At 51.7% G+C, this 15,016-nt stretch carries 12 protein-coding genes; 3 read left to right on the top strand and 9 right to left on the bottom strand.

All coding sequences use genetic code 11. The features are described from left to right. Positions 1-23 precede the first annotated feature (23 nt). Entirely contained in the window at positions 24-1,400 is a 1,377-nt protein-coding gene (locus ACUY2T_RS00435; RefSeq protein WP_448306879.1) for a UDP-glucose dehydrogenase family protein, read from the bottom strand. Positions 1,401-1,497: 97 nt separating this feature from the next. Further along, the gene (gene dcd, locus ACUY2T_RS00430; RefSeq protein ID WP_293790601.1) at positions 1,498-2,064 is read right to left on the bottom strand and encodes a dCTP deaminase; all 567 of its coding nucleotides are present in this window, start codon (positions 2,062-2,064) and stop codon (positions 1,498-1,500) included. Positions 2,065-2,139: 75 nt separating this feature from the next. Here dcd and ACUY2T_RS00425 point away from each other — a divergent pair, with 75 nt between their 5' ends. Continuing rightward, the gene (locus ACUY2T_RS00425) at positions 2,140-3,318 is read left to right on the top strand and encodes a glycosyltransferase family 4 protein (RefSeq protein WP_448306878.1); all 1,179 of its coding nucleotides are present in this window, start codon (positions 2,140-2,142) and stop codon (positions 3,316-3,318) included. On the opposite strand, the gene ACUY2T_RS00420 is transcribed toward ACUY2T_RS00425, so the two are convergent. The 6 genes from ACUY2T_RS00420 to ACUY2T_RS00395 all read right to left on the bottom strand — a co-directional run bounded on the left by ACUY2T_RS00420 (position 3,319) and on the right by ACUY2T_RS00395 (position 11,917). Further along, entirely contained in the window at positions 3,319-4,449 is a 1,131-nt protein-coding gene (locus tag ACUY2T_RS00420; protein WP_448306877.1) for a hypothetical protein, read from the bottom strand. A gap of 181 nt (positions 4,450-4,630) precedes the next feature. After that, positions 4,631-5,872 carry a hypothetical protein gene (locus ACUY2T_RS00415; RefSeq protein WP_293790595.1) on the bottom strand — a complete coding sequence of 414 codons (1,242 nt, stop codon included), beginning with the start codon at positions 5,870-5,872 and terminating at the stop codon, positions 4,631-4,633. A gap of 9 nt (positions 5,873-5,881) precedes the next feature. Then, the gene (locus ACUY2T_RS00410; protein ID WP_448306876.1) at positions 5,882-6,931 is read right to left on the bottom strand and encodes a glycosyltransferase; all 1,050 of its coding nucleotides are present in this window, start codon (positions 6,929-6,931) and stop codon (positions 5,882-5,884) included. 1 nt (position 6,932) lies between these two features. Continuing rightward, positions 6,933-8,420, bottom strand: a complete 1,488-nt coding sequence (locus ACUY2T_RS00405; RefSeq protein WP_448306875.1) for a sugar transferase — start codon at positions 8,418-8,420, stop codon at positions 6,933-6,935. 257 nt (positions 8,421-8,677) lie between these two features. After that, on the bottom strand, positions 8,678-11,080 hold the full coding sequence (locus ACUY2T_RS00400) for an ABC transporter permease (protein WP_448306874.1): 2,403 nt from the start codon (positions 11,078-11,080) through the stop codon (positions 8,678-8,680). 9 nt (positions 11,081-11,089) lie between these two features. Continuing rightward, complete coding sequence (locus tag ACUY2T_RS00395; protein ID WP_448306873.1) at positions 11,090-11,917, bottom strand: ABC transporter ATP-binding protein; 828 nt, start codon at positions 11,915-11,917, stop codon at positions 11,090-11,092. Between the two features lie 381 nt (positions 11,918-12,298). Between ACUY2T_RS00395 and ACUY2T_RS00390 the strand changes: the two genes are divergently transcribed. Then, on the top strand, positions 12,299-12,658 hold the full coding sequence (locus tag ACUY2T_RS00390) for a hypothetical protein (RefSeq protein WP_448306872.1): 360 nt from the start codon (positions 12,299-12,301) through the stop codon (positions 12,656-12,658). Between the two features lie 44 nt (positions 12,659-12,702). Next, on the top strand, positions 12,703-13,011 hold the full coding sequence (locus ACUY2T_RS00385; protein WP_448306871.1) for a hypothetical protein: 309 nt from the start codon (positions 12,703-12,705) through the stop codon (positions 13,009-13,011). Between the two features lie 226 nt (positions 13,012-13,237). Here ACUY2T_RS00385 and ACUY2T_RS00380 read toward each other — a convergent pair whose 3' ends face one another. Next, a complete protein-coding gene (locus ACUY2T_RS00380; RefSeq protein WP_448306870.1) occupies positions 13,238-14,998 on the bottom strand; it encodes a VanW family protein in 1,761 nt (586 codons plus the stop codon). Positions 14,999-15,016 lie beyond the last annotated feature (18 nt).

Raw genomic sequence — 15,016 nt, 5'->3', positions numbered from 1 at the left:
AACCAACCTCCCTTGTGCGATGCCTATCCCCGCCCCAGGGCAAGGAAGCGCCACCCTGCGTTTTCCCACGCAGAACGGGAAAGACAGTTACGGCCGTCAATGATCACCGGTTGAACGTCCTTGTTCATCCCCAGCATCGTTTGCTCTCGGCCTACCGACTCAACAGTTACCAATTGCTTGGTCGCTTCTGGATCTAAATCTTGGAACTGCTTCCATTCGGTAGCAAGAATGACCAGCTCAGCACCTGCAAGTGCTTGTTCCAGATTCGCAGCGTAGCTCAGCGTAGGGAACACCCGCGCCGCATTCTCCATTGCCTCCGGGTCGTAGACCGTCACGGCCGCACCCGCGAGGTTTAGCGCACCCGCCACGCTCAATGCTGGCGAGTCCCGCACATCATCACTATTGGGTTTGAATGCAGCGCCCAGTACAGTCACGTTCCTGCCGATCAACGAGCCGCCCAGGGACTGGCGAGCCATTTCCACAGTCTTTTCGCGACGCCTCATATTGATCGCGTCCACTTCGCGAAGGAATGTGAGTGCTTGATCTGCACCCAGCTCGCCAGCCCGTGCCATAAACGCCCGAATATCCTTGGGAAGGCAACCGCCACCGAACCCGAGGCCAGCTCCCAGGAACTTTCGTCCAATGCGATCATCCATTCCAATGGCATCTGCAAGCGCAGTTACATCGGCTCCCGTTGCCTCACAAACCTCACTGACGGCATTAATGAAGGAGATCTTGGTGGCCAGGAATGCATTGGCACTGACCTTCACAAGCTCCGAGGTGGGCAGATCCATCACAAGGAAAGGAGCTCCCTCGGAGAGCGGCTTTTCATAAACCTCACGCACGATGCTCTCTGCGCGACTATCTTCCGCCCTCACGCCAAGCACAATTCGATCGGGTGACAATGTGTCTTTTACCGCATGTCCTTCCCGGAGAAATTCCGGGTTCCAGGCTATTTCTACCTGGGCTTCACCTCGAATAGAAGTGATCCGATCGGCGTACTTTTGCATCCGCACAGCGGTGCCAACTGGAACTGTTGATTTTCCAAGTATTAAGTGTTCGCCATTCAACAATGGCACAAGATCATTGACCACCGCTTCAACGTATCGCGTATCCGCGGCATAAGATCCCTTGCGCTGTGGCGTCCCCACACCGATGAAATGAACGTTGCCGAACCCGGCAGCTTCACTGTAATCGGTGGTAAATGACAGCCGCCCGTTATCAATATTCTTCTTCAGTAGTTCCGGCAAACCGGGTTCGAAGAATGGTACGCGTCCTTCAGAAAGCGCCGTAATTTTCGCTTCGTCGATGTCCACGCCCAATACCTCATGTCCGAGCTCGGCCATGCATGCTGCGTGAGTTGCTCCAAGGTAACCGGTACCAAAAACTGTCATTCGCATGTCGAACGACGCTACAGTGGGCAAGTAAACGAGAGGTAACGTTAAAGTTATTTTTGATTTGCCCTTAACAAGAGAGCCGGGCGCATTCTAGCCCTTTTTAATCACGGAAATTCAGGTACGCCTTCGAAGGAGTTGGCCCTCGTTGGCCTTGGTACTTACTTCCTAGCGTCGACGTGCCATATGGCGACTCTGCAGGGGTCGTCAGCTCAAAGAGCGCAAGCTGCCCTACTTTCATACCGGGGTACAAAACGATTGGCAGATTTGCCGTATTCGAAAGCTCCAGAGTGATGTGCCCGTTAAAACCCGGGTCGATAAATCCGGCTGTGGAGTGAGTCAGGAGCCCCAAGCGCCCCAGTGAACTCTTGCCTTCTAACCTGCCCGCGAGGTTCGGCGGAATCGCAAAGCGCTCGAGCGTAGCCCCCAGGACGAACTCCCCCGGGTGCAAGACGAATGCTTCATCTTCTGGCACTTCAACAAGCGTTGTGAGTTCTTCCTGCGGCAGCTTAGGGTCGATATGCGTGTATTTGGAGTTATTGAACACGCGAAAGAGCCCATCGAGGCGAACATCAATACTTGAAGGTTGAACCATGGCGTCGTCGTGTGGTTCAACGACCAGCTGGCCGCTATCCAGGGCAACTCGAATATCTCGATCTGAAAGTAACACGTATTCAGTCTAACGACCCTATTCCCGTTACGTAGATCGACTCGAAAACGCTAGGTAGCAAGTTACAATGACCACATGCCATCTTCTAGCAGACCCTCCTGCACCGATACCGACTTCGATCAGCCAACCCTTTGGGTGCATTGGGGAAAAACTGGCGGCGGCCCACGGTTCCTGTTTGAACTCGTAAGAGGCGACATGGTCGGCACGGTCGGCAGCACGCGAGAGAATTCCTCGGCGAGAACCAACATTTCCTACAACCCGGATGCTGAGATCGCCTCTAGGTTTGCTCAACTCACAATCCCCGCGTTCGAGGTTCCTACGTACCACACCAAAATCGGAGTTATCTTAAATCTCCCGCGATTACTCTTTAACTCTGTTCGCCTTCGTCGATGGATCAAGAGAAACGGTGTTCGGAAGGTCGTCGGAGTAATGGAAAGCGTCTACCAATCTCTTGCTGTACCGCTACTGCTTCCGCGCAACGTTAAATACATCAGCTGCATCCATGATGGAACTCACCATCCAGGTGAGTCGTCTATGGTGCAGAGGATAGGAAGAAAGCTCGAGCTTTGGCGAGCCAATGAAATTGCAGTTTTCTCTACGGCCGTCCGAGATGTCCTCTCGCCACAGACCGATAAGCCCATTATTTTAGGTAGCCACCCTCCTTTCGGCGCAGGCAATGGCAACCACATTACTGCCAAGAGTTTGCCCGATAACCGTCCAATTAAGATTGGATTGTTTGGAAGACTGCAGCCTTACAAGGGTATAGATCTACTGCTTGAAGCGGCGAAGCTACTCCGAAGCAGACCAAATACCCCATCCTTTGAGATTCATATCATTGGCAACGGCCCCGCAGAAGATAGCCGCAACGGCGCCAACGGTCACCAAGCAATTTGGGATATTCGGTGGATTCCGGAAGACGAAGTCGACGAAATTATTGACGGACTGGATATTCTTGCCCTGCCGTACATTGAGGCCAGCCAATCGGGTCCGGTGAGCCTTGCTCTGGCCCACGCCGTTCCCTGTGTGGTGACGCCACAAGGTGCACTGCCGGATCAAGTTCAAGGGTTCGGTATCGTTTCCGAGGAAACAACCTCGGATTCCTTCGCTCAAGCCCTACTCAAGGCGATGGATCGCGATACCTACGACAAACTCTCCGCAAGTGCGACTCATCAAGTACAAACTGGTCTGAGTTGGGAAGACTTGGCCAAAAAGATCCGCGGAACTGAAGTTACCGATGGGGACTGCAATAGCTAGCTAAACGGCAGCCGAGTGAAAGTTTGGTTTCTGTACAGTGATGTAAATCAGGTACAAGGAAACCAAAGCTTGAACCGCCACCAAAATGATCAATAGCAGTGAACCGCTGAATACGAAAAGCGGGATAGTAAGCACGAGCCGCAGGATCGACCAATAGAGCATATGGCGGTCATTCCCTAGCAGATATGGCACTTTCATTGTCAGCGACGACGCTAACAATAGCCAGCAGTAGGCAAAACAAATCCATACCAGCCATGAATTACCGGTAACCATTTCCGGGTACAGGAACACCAGGATAAGCGCCAAGGCAATGGCCACAACCAGGCCAAATCCCGCACCAACCAGCTGAGCGGCAACCGAGAGTTTCCTTGCTTGATCTGCGCGTTTCTCCCGTGAAACCTCAGAAATTCTCATCTCAAAGAGCGGAGCGAGGATCTGCTGCCCCAATGTTCCGAAACCGCCAGAGAGTCTCACGACAATAGCCCAGAGCTCCTTATGCGGCCCCATGAGCGGTGTCAACAACCCCTGAACTTGATAACCCAAATCAGAGATCAAGCTTGAGCTGATTACAGATTTACTGGCGATCAGGTACGCCCCCGCTCTTCGGGAAAAAACAATCCGCCAATTAATACTGAAGAGTTCTTGCAATCCAAGAGAGCTCTTGTGGAGCATCCACACTGCTACAACGATGTTTGTCAAAGCTGTGGCTAAAACCAAGCCAAAGACGTAATCGAAAAGACAAATCATCGCTAGAGTCGATCCAAAGTTCAGGACACCAAAAATAAGCCGTCCTGTGCCATACGTCTGCTTCTCCTTTTCGAATATCAGGACAGTTACAGCGACAAAATAGAACCCAATGCAGTAGGTGAGCAATGCTACGCTAGCGATCACTAAGGCAGCATCAACGTTCATGGATGCCATAGCCAAAGCACAAAGCAGCGTCAGAAAGAAAAAAGCGGTCAACCCAAAGCTTGCCAGATTTCGTGCAACGATTCTGTCTTCCGCCCCAATGGTTAGATAACGCACATGGAATGCTGCTGTGAATACAATTCTTAGGATCGCAGCAGCCGAAAGAGGAAGTAGTAGATACGCAAGTTGTTCGCCGCTCTTTAGCAGCACGGGAAGCAACATTGCAAAGAAATTCAAACCTTGGCCGGCGAGAGACCAAAAGACTGATATAAGGTTGCTCCTATACCGCGTGAGGTAAGCTGCGATTTTCAATTGACTGTATCCATTCATCCGTAGCGACCATGCGCATTTGCAAGAGACTCCATAATCGATAAGCGGTGGAGCATCCCGGGAATCTCTTTAGCTAAGTATCCGACGTTCTTTCCTCCAAAGGAGTAAGGCTCAAGACCGAGTTACTGTCTGTACGCTCCGCCTCGCCTTCCCTAGCTGATGATTCGTCTTCGTTATTTTTGTCTTCTACCTCGCCAGATTCATTTTCGCTGTCATTCTTGCTGAGCACCGGTTGCCAAATCAAGAAGATGAAAGGAATCAATGGGCAGAGGTGGCGCAAAGCGCTGCCGTAATCTGGCTCAAAAAGCCCTTGTACCACTGCAAAGCTGGCGAACAAAGCAACTCCGCGGGATGCAAGAACCTGTTCACGATCCGGCCTACTTCTGACGGCCAAGACAAAGGCCACCCAGATTAGAACAAAAACCAGGACAATGAATACGTAATAAAGCCCGCCTCTTCCTAGCAGCGGGACAGGCACCATCAAGCTAAACATTGTTAGGAGGTTGTTAACAACACCTCCAACGGGTTCTGCTAGATCCGAGATGAAGCGAACAATGATGGTGTTCGCCTCTCCAGTGTGCACTCTCGGTTCATTTACAGAGCTCCGGAAGAAGTCAGCGGGCTTGTTGAGCGTAAACCAAATTACCAAAGAGCTTCCGATGTTAAACAGAATCATCATCGGTATGATGAACCGAATCCGCTTGAACTTAAGGGGAACAAACCTCACCACCAGGTATATTGCCGCAATAAACGCCCAATAAGGTCGGAAAGACGCGCCTACCAGCGCTAAGACTCCAACGAGAACAAGGTCAGTCCCCCATTGAGATGCTAACGACGCAGCCACAATCAGCGCCATCAGCACAATAACTTCTTTGGTGTACGTCCCGAAGAAAACTCCGCTAAAAACCAAATATAGAAGGAGCACCGTGATAGCTACAACGTTGCAGCGGATTCCTCCTACTCGATATACGATCAATGCAGCCAAACAAGCAGCCAAGAACACGCCAAAGAGCCCCGCGAGCGTTGGCTGATCCACCAGGTGGAGACTCTGATACAAGTTGGCAATCGTACGAAACGATCCACCTTCATCCGTCTCATTGCGGGCGAACTTCAAGATAAGTTTGGCATCAGACTCAAACTGATCAGGAAGTAGCTTTGCCCTGTTGATCGAAATCAACGAAGCCACTCCAGCCCCTAGCACAATCAACACTAACGCCCATGGTGTTGAGAGCAGCCTATCGCCAACAAGAACTCTGCAGAGCTTTCTCACCCAGCTATCGCTGGAATCAAGCCTATGTTTAGCTTTTTTCGACATGTCGCGACTCTAACCCTTATTTGCTGCCAGTCGGTAGCATTCCAACAGACTACGCGCCTGCGATTCCTCATTATAAAGATCCTTCACAGCTGACCAATCAACGTTAAAGTCGCCTTCCAATATTTGGAGGATCTTTTGCACTGCCTGCTCGGCTGTGTCGAACCTGACCTCAGCTGGGCATTCCTGCAGCGCACTAATGTTTTCGACCAATAGCGGAATACCAGCCGCCAGCATTTCCAGAATCACCATTGGAAACCCATCCCAACGTGCCGTATGAATGGCAACATCGACGCCCTGCAACGCCTGTTGCATCTCGTCTTTCGCCAGCCATCCCGTCACATCAACACCAGCCTCAAGCAGTGCCTTCTTAGACTCTGGGTCTCCGTCTCCAATCCACTGAACAGCTATGTCATGCGGTTTCAGGAGAGCGGCAATTTCCATAGCCATTTCGGGATGTCTCGCCTCTGTAATGCGGCCAATAAACGTTATCTTCTTTTCATCGACCTTCGCGTGCACTTCAGAAGCGTGGGAGCTAGTGAACTCACTGCCGATAATGGCGTTTGGGATCACTCTTACCAAAGAGGTCTTAGACAGACCTGCCAAGAGTTCCGTTTCATAGGTAGCGCATCCAGCTTGCACGGTTGATAGCGGCGCAAACAGCCTTTCAATAATTCGAAAGATGCGCCTCTTCCCCTTAGAAATATCTCGTCGCTCAAAAGATAGACCGTGGGGCGTGTATACAACCGGAGTTCTGGTTATGAGCCCCGCGAGGCGACCATAAACACCGCCGAAACTCGAATGTGCGTGAATCACATCTGGGCGGACTTCCTTCACTACTCGGATGACCGCACAAACAGCTCCTAGGTGGGATTCGGGAAGATTAGAGATTGTGACAAACTTTTCACTATCCGGCGCAGACACCTTCTGAGGATGACGTCGAGCGGACTGTATGATGTGATTCTCTACGGGCAGATCTAGGGATGCATACCCATTAACCGCCGTTCGAACGCCTCCCGCATAACACTCAGTTACATGAAGTATTTTCAGCTCGTGACTCATTTTAATACGCTCCTCGGGAAGCCAATACAGCTATAAAGGTTCGGAAGAATGTCGCTATATCCAACCCAACCGACCAGTTGTCAGCATAATAGAGATCCAGGTTCTCTGCTTCTTCCGCACTAAGATCAGAACGGCCATTTACCTGCCAGAGACCCGTGATTCCAGGCTTGACTTCCAACCGCATACGCATATCAGACGAATAACGCTCGACCTCTCGGCGCAGGGGCGGACGCGGACCGACAATACTCATGGTCCCGTTCAATGAGTTGATAAACTGCGGAAACTCATCTATCGAAGTCTTACGAATAAACCGGCCAACACGAGTAACTCTAGGATCATCCTTCATCTTGAAGAGAAACAGATCTATGTTGTTTTCCTTAGCGAGTTCCTCTACTTTAGAGTCTGCATCAACGTACATACTTCGAAATTTCCACATCTTAAACGGGTTACCGTACCTGCCGATGCGCTCGCTCTTATAGAAGACTGGCCCCCCATCTTCCAATTTAATAGCAATCGCTACAAGTACGAAAATAGGGGACATTCCAATCAGAACCAGAGAAGATACTAAAATATCGATAAAGCGTTTCTGAATTCCATTTGCACCTCGAAACCGAGGCCCTTCCAATTGCAATTCTGAACGGGTACCAAGATTTTCAACCGAAACTCGAGTTCCGGAGATACCTCCCAACATCGGCTCAAGGTAGAGACGAACGCTGAGATCTCGTACACTCCAGACAAGCTTTCGCAGCTCTTTATCATCAAAATCAGTAACAGTAGCGACTAGGACAGACTCACAGCGATATTGAGACACTGCCTCTGCAATATCTTCCGTCGCTCCGAGGTCGACTATTCCAATACCCGCAAAATGATGATCATCTAAATTCTCCTTGCCATCTGTTACCAGCAAGATCTCTACACGATGAAGCGGAAAACGCCTGTGAAAATTCCCTTTAAGAATCCGTTCGATATCTCTCGAAGCGCCCACTATCGCAAGGCGAGACGGATCATTAATACGAATTGCTCGAGCCCTAGAAGCAGAAAGTTTTCGGCCAGCATAGACAAACAAGGCAACCAAAGGCCCAGAAAGTACGCCAATCACCGCGAGTTTATCGGAACGGAAACCAATTCCCGCCACGCCACCAAAGAGAGCCATATAGCCCGCACATCTAGCCAAGATCGGGAGAATCCGATTGGCATCGAACCGCACATGCCAATCATAGCCACGGCAAAGCCACAAAATATAAGTAATAAAAGCTGGAAATACTACAAGTATTACTACCCAATTGTCCGCCCATAGGACACGAGCGTCCGCTCTCTCCCACTTCATCACATACGGAGCAATCAATAGTGCTACCGCGACAGCAATTACTATGAGTACTACGTCAAGCAAAATTACGGGACGAAGCGTCTGCATATCGCGATCCCGGCGCCGTCGAATTTGCTCCGTAGCCTGTTGCCCTTCAGCTATAGGACTACTCTTTTTCATCATTGGTCATTCCCTCAAGAAGGCCGTCTACCTACTAACCACTTCTCACTACTTAAGGAATCGTCTTTTCCCAGCAGGGATGACCTACACCCTACTGATGATAAAATGAGATATTCGAGGTATTTGGTCATTCCTTGAGAAAGGGGCACTCACCTGTTGCGTTGAACGTCAGCGCCATTCACGAATATCGCCTCAGTTCAACCCAACAACTAAAATTTTTCCTCAAGCTTTGGAGTCCTGATACTAAAGGTCTTCACCTATTACAGTACCCCAATGGTCTGCACGATCTGAACCGCTGCCAGGTATCCTACAATAGCTCCGACCACGGCGCTTGGGATCAGAATCAAAGCGAGCTCCATCACTCCGAAACGCAGGAGCCGAAGCCTGCTCGAACCAACCGCCGACAAAAGGCGCCAGTCCTCCGCCCGCTCACGTACAGCCAAGGCAATGGAGTTTAGGCACCCAGTGATTGTTATAATCAGACTCACTATAATTAGAACAATAGAAATCGAAGTTAGGCGAACCGCTGTATTTCTCACGTTTTCTTTTGCAACGAACCCTTGACGAATTACATACTCTTCATTATCAGAGGACAAGACCTTGCTGAGCGAGCCGATACCCGTTTTCACCGTAGAAGAGGAACCGGTGGAACTCTCTTTTTCAAACGCTAGCATGAGACTCGATTTTCCATCTTTGAACCGAATCCCATTCTGCTCTAGCAATCTAGCATCTATGTAGGACACTTCAGAATTAATAAACCTTGCCGTTACGGAGGTATCCTGCCCATTCACCCTAATTGCAGTGGTTTCATTTTCCGTGAAACTCGTTCGAAGCGAAGAATCAATTCCCACCAAAATACTGCCACGCAAGATCTCTTCTGAAATCCCCGGAATTACTTTAGCAAGCTCTTCCGGATATACCGCTTGAGCAGGCTCTGCACCTTCCACGGCATCCGTGGAGCTCGCGCCAACCGTCCAAGTATTAACATAGCCAGAGATACCCTCGCTTTGAGCTAACTTTTGACCAACGTTATCGGGACTAGTCCCCTGCAACGGCGAAAGGGTGATATCTGGCGTATCTAAAGAATCCGCTTTCGTCTCCAAATGCTCAGAAATACGTTGTTCACCCGTAAATACGGCACCTACCAGCGCGGAGCTACAGAGGATCATGATGATAAGCGCAGCGGAGCGCAATGCTTGCATGCCGGCGTAGCGCATGGGGATTTTGAACCCTAGTGACGGCACAAGGTTGCCCAAGCGTCGGTATATGACAGGAAGCAACGTTGCCAACATGCACATGCTTCCAAGGACTATCCCTGACCCCAGAATAATCGCCAAAACCAGCCGCTTCGGAGAAATCTCACCCTCGTGAGCAGCGGAGACCAGGAAGTGCATACCGAATGTAGAAACCAGAAGAATAGCGACACCAGCGATAAACCCCAGAACAACCGTTGAGGAACTTATCCCCGAATTATTCGCGTTTCGCAGACTGCTTATGGTCTCACGTCTCAATACCTTGTTTACGCTCGGTATACACCCTGCGAGGGTGACTATGATAGCTCCAGCAGCAATCAAGCCCAACATCCAGGCCGGCACCGGAGTCTCCTCCAGCGGGAGCTGGATTCCTAAATCAAAAGCCCGTTCCCGGGAAAGGTCGATGAGCCATTGCCCGATTGGCGCGGCTACCAAACAAGCCACAATAGCGAGAGCTATCGCTTCATAAACTGCGGAGCGAAGAATACGCTGGTCATCGGCACCAAGTGCACGGAGAAGTCCGTACTCTCTGACTCTTTGAGCGGTTATCACCTGGTAGGAACTAAAAATGACCAAGCCCGCAACGATGGCGATAACCAACATAAATGCATCAAGCAGGATGAAGTAATACTGCCTTTCGCCTACGTACTTGTCTGCTTGTTGCTGTCCGTATTCTGCGGAATTGTAAAACTCTACGTGTTCGAGATTAAGACTTTTTAAGGCTTCTATACCTGTTTGTTCCGTGGACTTCGGCACGGAAATCCGGAGTTCTCCTTCAAGAGGTTGATTTGAAGGGGCAAACTCTTGAACCAGTGCAGCGTCTGAGTAAACAGAACGCATACCGAAAAACTGACCCGTGGCGTCCGACTCTAGAATTCCTACAATCTTGGCCTTGCGAAAATCCAGCTTAGACCCGGTATCAGAGCTCTGATTTTCTTCGAAGCCAAGGCTAATTTCATCATTTAGCTTCAGCGGATTAATCGCGCCAGGAACCCTTTGATTCTGACTGATAGCAACCTCATGGGAACCACGCGGGAGCCGCCCCTCAAATACCTTCCGCCAAGATAGGGATTCTTCCCGAGGAAGCGTTTGAAGCTGCATGGGCTCATATGCGGTAGCTTGAGCCCCCTTAGCTAAAACAGAAAGGTGACGATCAAAGGTGAGTTCGCCACCCTGTTCCCTTACCTTGGAGCGAATCAATTCAATGTCTGATGAGCTCGCACCGTCAACCTTTGCAACAATATTTGCGCTGTCATAGGGTGCTAGGTACGTTTGCTCAACCGACGACTTGATGGACGTAATAAGACCAACTGTCGCCGCCGAAAGGCTGACCGCGATAACGACCGCAAGAAAAAGCGAAATATACCGCAGCGGACGTCGCAGGAGCTGATGCAATGCAATACGAAACAAAATCTAAGCCTAGCCTTGCACCGAAGTAAAAGTTGACGTTGTAGCGACGGAACGAATTAAGCCGTCAGACATCCTTAGAACGAAATCTCCTCTATCGGCAGCTTGCTCATCGTGAGTAACCATTACGACCGTTTGCCCAAACTCATCAACCGCCAGCCTTAACAATTCTAATACTCGATCACTATTTTCGGAGTCGAGATTTCCTGTTGGTTCATCGGCAAGTAAAACCTCAGGGTTAACGTAAAGGCTCCGTGCGATGGCAACTCGCTGCTGCTGTCCGCCAGAAAGCTGGTCAGGGAGGCGCTTCAAAAGCTCCTGAATTTCTAGAGTTTGCACAACGTAGTCAAACCACCCTTGCTTACCAGGCTTCGATGCAGCAGGCGCCGACTTCGACATCCGATTACGTAGGCCTCCCAGCCGACGCGATAACTTAATATTGTCTCTGACGTTCAAGACTGGGATGAGGTTAAAGTCCTGAAATACCACGGACACTTCACTACAGCGAAGCTTCGCCCTTTCAGGCTCAGTACAACGAGAAATCTCTACTGCGCGCCCACGATTTGCATCCTCATGTACAGGAAGATTTGTGGCGCCCTTATACATACGAACAAGTCCCCGCTCCGGAGTAACCAAACCAGCCAGGTTATGCAGCAGAGTAGTCTTTCCGGACCCTGATGGCCCCATAATGGAAGTCCATCTATTCGCGGGGAATGGGGCTGAAATGTTATGAAGTATCTCCTGCCGACCGCGTGCTTTTTGAACAGAATACGTAAGATTCTGCACTACCAACGCCGGGTTAAGTTCCGTATAAACCTTTTCAGGATTTCGGCTTACCATTCTTTAAGAGCCTCCCTGAAGTAACGATTCCTCATTCGATTCTGGCCGTTTTACGTCACCAGTTTTTCAACCGAGCCCGCCTACCGCCCTACCCACCCCTGACGCCGGGATCGGGGATTTTACCGAGCAAAGTCAACGCATCGACCCGCCTGCATTTTTGCAAGCTACACCAAGGTCAAAAACTAGCAAGCAGACCTGTGGCTTAGCCACTGCGCTCCCCCTTTCTCCTCCCCCCACTTTCCCCAGAGGTGCAGACACTTAGCAGTTCCTGTAGAGTTCCCAGCGAAAGTTCAGGAAATGATCGAGACACTGACGTTATGGCTAGTGACTGGATCTACTTTCTGCCAAAACCGTTCTCTACCACACACGAAAGGTATCCAGATGCGTAAGTTCCGCAACGCAGCTCTGGCTGTTGCTACCGCTACCACCGTCGCCATCTCCGGCGTTTCCGTTGCTTCTGCTCAGGACAACGGTGAGTCCGTGACCCTGTCCGACAACAACACCCTCAACAAGATCCGCAAGGGCGTTGACCCCAAGGACAACCTAAAGTGGGATCAGCCGGCAAAGGGCCAGGACATCTTCGGCTCCGACAGCTGGAAGAACAACGAGGAGACCAGCAAGAACCTCGCACCGTGGGCCAAGGCTGCTGACGTCCTGCTCATCACCACCGCCGCAATCAGCGTCTTCGGCCTGGTTGTTGCTCCGATCTACAACTTCCTGCGCTACGGCATCAACCGCTAAGCAGAAACCAACACACGTCCACTTAGATAGGAAAAGGAACTTCCATGAACATTCGCAAGGCTGCTCTGGCTCTGGCCACCGCTTCTTCCGTAGCTCTGACCGGCACCGCCGTTGCAAGCGCTGAGACCGACACCCCTAAGGAGAGCGTCACCCTCAGCTCCAAGATCGGTGACTCCCTGGGTAAGGACAAGGAGAACTCCGCTGCTGAGATCTTTGGTTCTTCCAAGGGCAAGGACCTCACCGGTTGGGGCGTTCTGCTGTGGGCTGGCCTGGCTGCTGGTTTCGCTGGCACCATCGCCAGCGCTATTATCGGCGTCGGTAACTACCTGAAGCACCAGGGCATCATCAAGTAAGCCCTGCTAGAACTTCAACGCTCTAAGCTTTGAATAGCCGAAGGGGCGGGAACGAAAATTCGTTCCCGCCCCTTTTTCGCATGCACTAAAGGCCTACTTGTGCTCGCCCGCGCCATCTTTCCGCCGTGGAAGCCACAGTATGAGCCCTGCCGCACGACATCATTCACTGCTCTCTACACAAGGCTTAGTGCTCCCGTGCTTCCAATGGCCTAGAGCCAGTAGCCAACTACCTACAGCTCACGATCGGCTGGGGATCGTAGACCGTGCGCTGGGTTTCGCGGGATAGTTCCTTACCCTTCAAATCCTTTACCACGCGTGTATCGGTAGTGGTAAAGCCCGGAGCACCCGAAGACGGCGAGCATTCGTCGCCATCCAGCTCGATCTTCTTAGGCGAGGTCGGATTTGTCCGCTCACCCGGGATGGATTCCACATCCACCTGCTTCACACCACGCAGCTCCACGGTGACGTCGCTATCGCTCACACGTGTCCTAATGCGCACAGGAGTATCAAATGGGTTCTTAAACTTTAGGTCGATCGCCCCCTCGTACACCGTGGCCTCTCGGCCAGCCGGATAGCGGGAAATGTAATACGAGTGCGGGGTATGGGCGACGTCTTCCATGCCCGCGAAGTAAGAAGCGTTATACAGCGTGGTCGCAAACTGTGAAATGCCACCGCCCACAGCCTTGCCGGCGTGACCGTCAATAATAATGCCGGACTCCACAAAGCCCTGCTCCGTACCACGCGGCCCCGTGTGCCCGTTCAGAGAGAATGTCTCGCCCGGCAGAACGATGGCGCCGTCCACCATCTCCGCTACACGGCGAATATTGGTACCCGACGAACCACTGAAGCCACCAGTGGTAAAGGTGCCGACGACATCGTCAAAGTGTGCCTTCTTGGCCTGTGCGGTGGTGTACTTTGCCTTCTTCTCTTCGTAGAGAACCTGATGATCGCGCTTCTTCTTATCCAGAGCCTTGGCCTGGAAGTCGCCAAGCGTTTCCTTCCACTGAATAGCCACACCATCCTTGGACGGCACCACCTCGATATCGTCGCCGTGGAACTCGAAGCTAGCGTCCCGATATTCCACCTCAGTGCTGGAAAGCTGTTCGCCTAGGATCTCCTGCACCTTCTCGGTATTCCACTGCGGCATGAACTCACCGCCTTCCACCTTGAAGGTCAAAATGTCATGCCAGTTCTGTGGGGTGATTACACCATCGACCTTTTCCCGGCCATGGAACACCAACTTCTTCGCCGTCGCGGGCACCACGTACTGCTTGGCTGCCCGCTCGGCTGCGTCCTTATCAGCATCCGCCGGCGTGATGGTCGCCTCCACGTTCACGCGACCATCAGTGTTCAGCCAGTTGTCTCGCACCTCGGAACTTAGCAGCTCTCGATCCACGGTCTGCCCCGGCTTGTCTTCCTTAATGTCAGCTTTGCCCTCGGTATTAACGGAAAGCTCAGCATTCTGTGGGTCGCGGGTTAGTTCCCTTTCGACGCGGTTCAGGGAGCGGTTGAGATTCTCGTCCGTAATCTTCGAGATAATGCCCACCTCACGGGTCTCAAAGAACGAGCGGATACGCGTAATAGGGTTCAGCGGCTGCTGCCCTGCCTGATCCACCGTGGCACCCCAATCCACCTGCATGCCGGACTGTGTGGGCTCAAGCTTGGTACTCATATTGCCCGCCAGAACAGTGACCGGCTGTCGGGTACGCTCCCCCAGGTCGTTACGTAGGCGCTGTTCAGCCTGGGATTTATCCACGCCACTGATGTCTACGCCACCGACGGTTACGCCCCGGGGAACCTTGCCTTCACTCATGGCCAGATCTACGCCGTAGAGGATGCCCCCCAAACCGATCAAGCCGATAAAGAACCAAGCCCACCACGGAATGCCTCGCCGCTTGCGGGGCTTGACGGGACGGTTCCCGTCCCCCACCTGCGCACGGTGCTGGCCGTGTGGGCGACCTTTGCTCGTCTGATCCTGAGAATTCACGCAGGTAAGTCTATCGTG

The organism is Corynebacterium sp. 22-2729 (assembly GCF_053479475.1).
The sequence above is the reverse complement of the archived record's forward strand: the minus strand, read 5'-3'. Positions and strand labels throughout refer to the sequence as shown.

Bases quoted from the DNA above. Each gene is read 5' to 3' on its own strand.
- ACUY2T_RS00405 (WP_448306875.1), bottom strand. From the start codon at position 8,420: ATGATGAAAAAGAGTAGTCCTATAGCTGAAGGGCAACAGGCTACGGAG.
- ACUY2T_RS00390 (WP_448306872.1), top strand. From the start codon at position 12,299: ATGCGTAAGTTCCGCAACGCAGCTCTGGCTGTTGCTACCGCTACCACC.
- ACUY2T_RS00395 (WP_448306873.1), bottom strand. From the start codon at position 11,917: ATGGTAAGCCGAAATCCTGAAAAGGTTTATACGGAACTTAACCCGGCG.
- ACUY2T_RS00410 (WP_448306876.1), bottom strand. From the start codon at position 6,931: ATGAGTCACGAGCTGAAAATACTTCATGTAACTGAGTGTTATGCGGGA.
- ACUY2T_RS00435 (WP_448306879.1), bottom strand. From the start codon at position 1,400: ATGCGAATGACAGTTTTTGGTACCGGTTACCTTGGAGCAACTCACGCA.
- ACUY2T_RS00415 (WP_293790595.1), bottom strand. From the start codon at position 5,872: ATGTCGAAAAAAGCTAAACATAGGCTTGATTCCAGCGATAGCTGGGTG.
- ACUY2T_RS00420 (WP_448306877.1), bottom strand. From the start codon at position 4,449: ATGTTGCTTCCCGTGCTGCTAAAGAGCGGCGAACAACTTGCGTATCTA.
- ACUY2T_RS00385 (WP_448306871.1), top strand. From the start codon at position 12,703: ATGAACATTCGCAAGGCTGCTCTGGCTCTGGCCACCGCTTCTTCCGTA.
- ACUY2T_RS00425 (WP_448306878.1), top strand. From the start codon at position 2,140: ATGCCATCTTCTAGCAGACCCTCCTGCACCGATACCGACTTCGATCAG.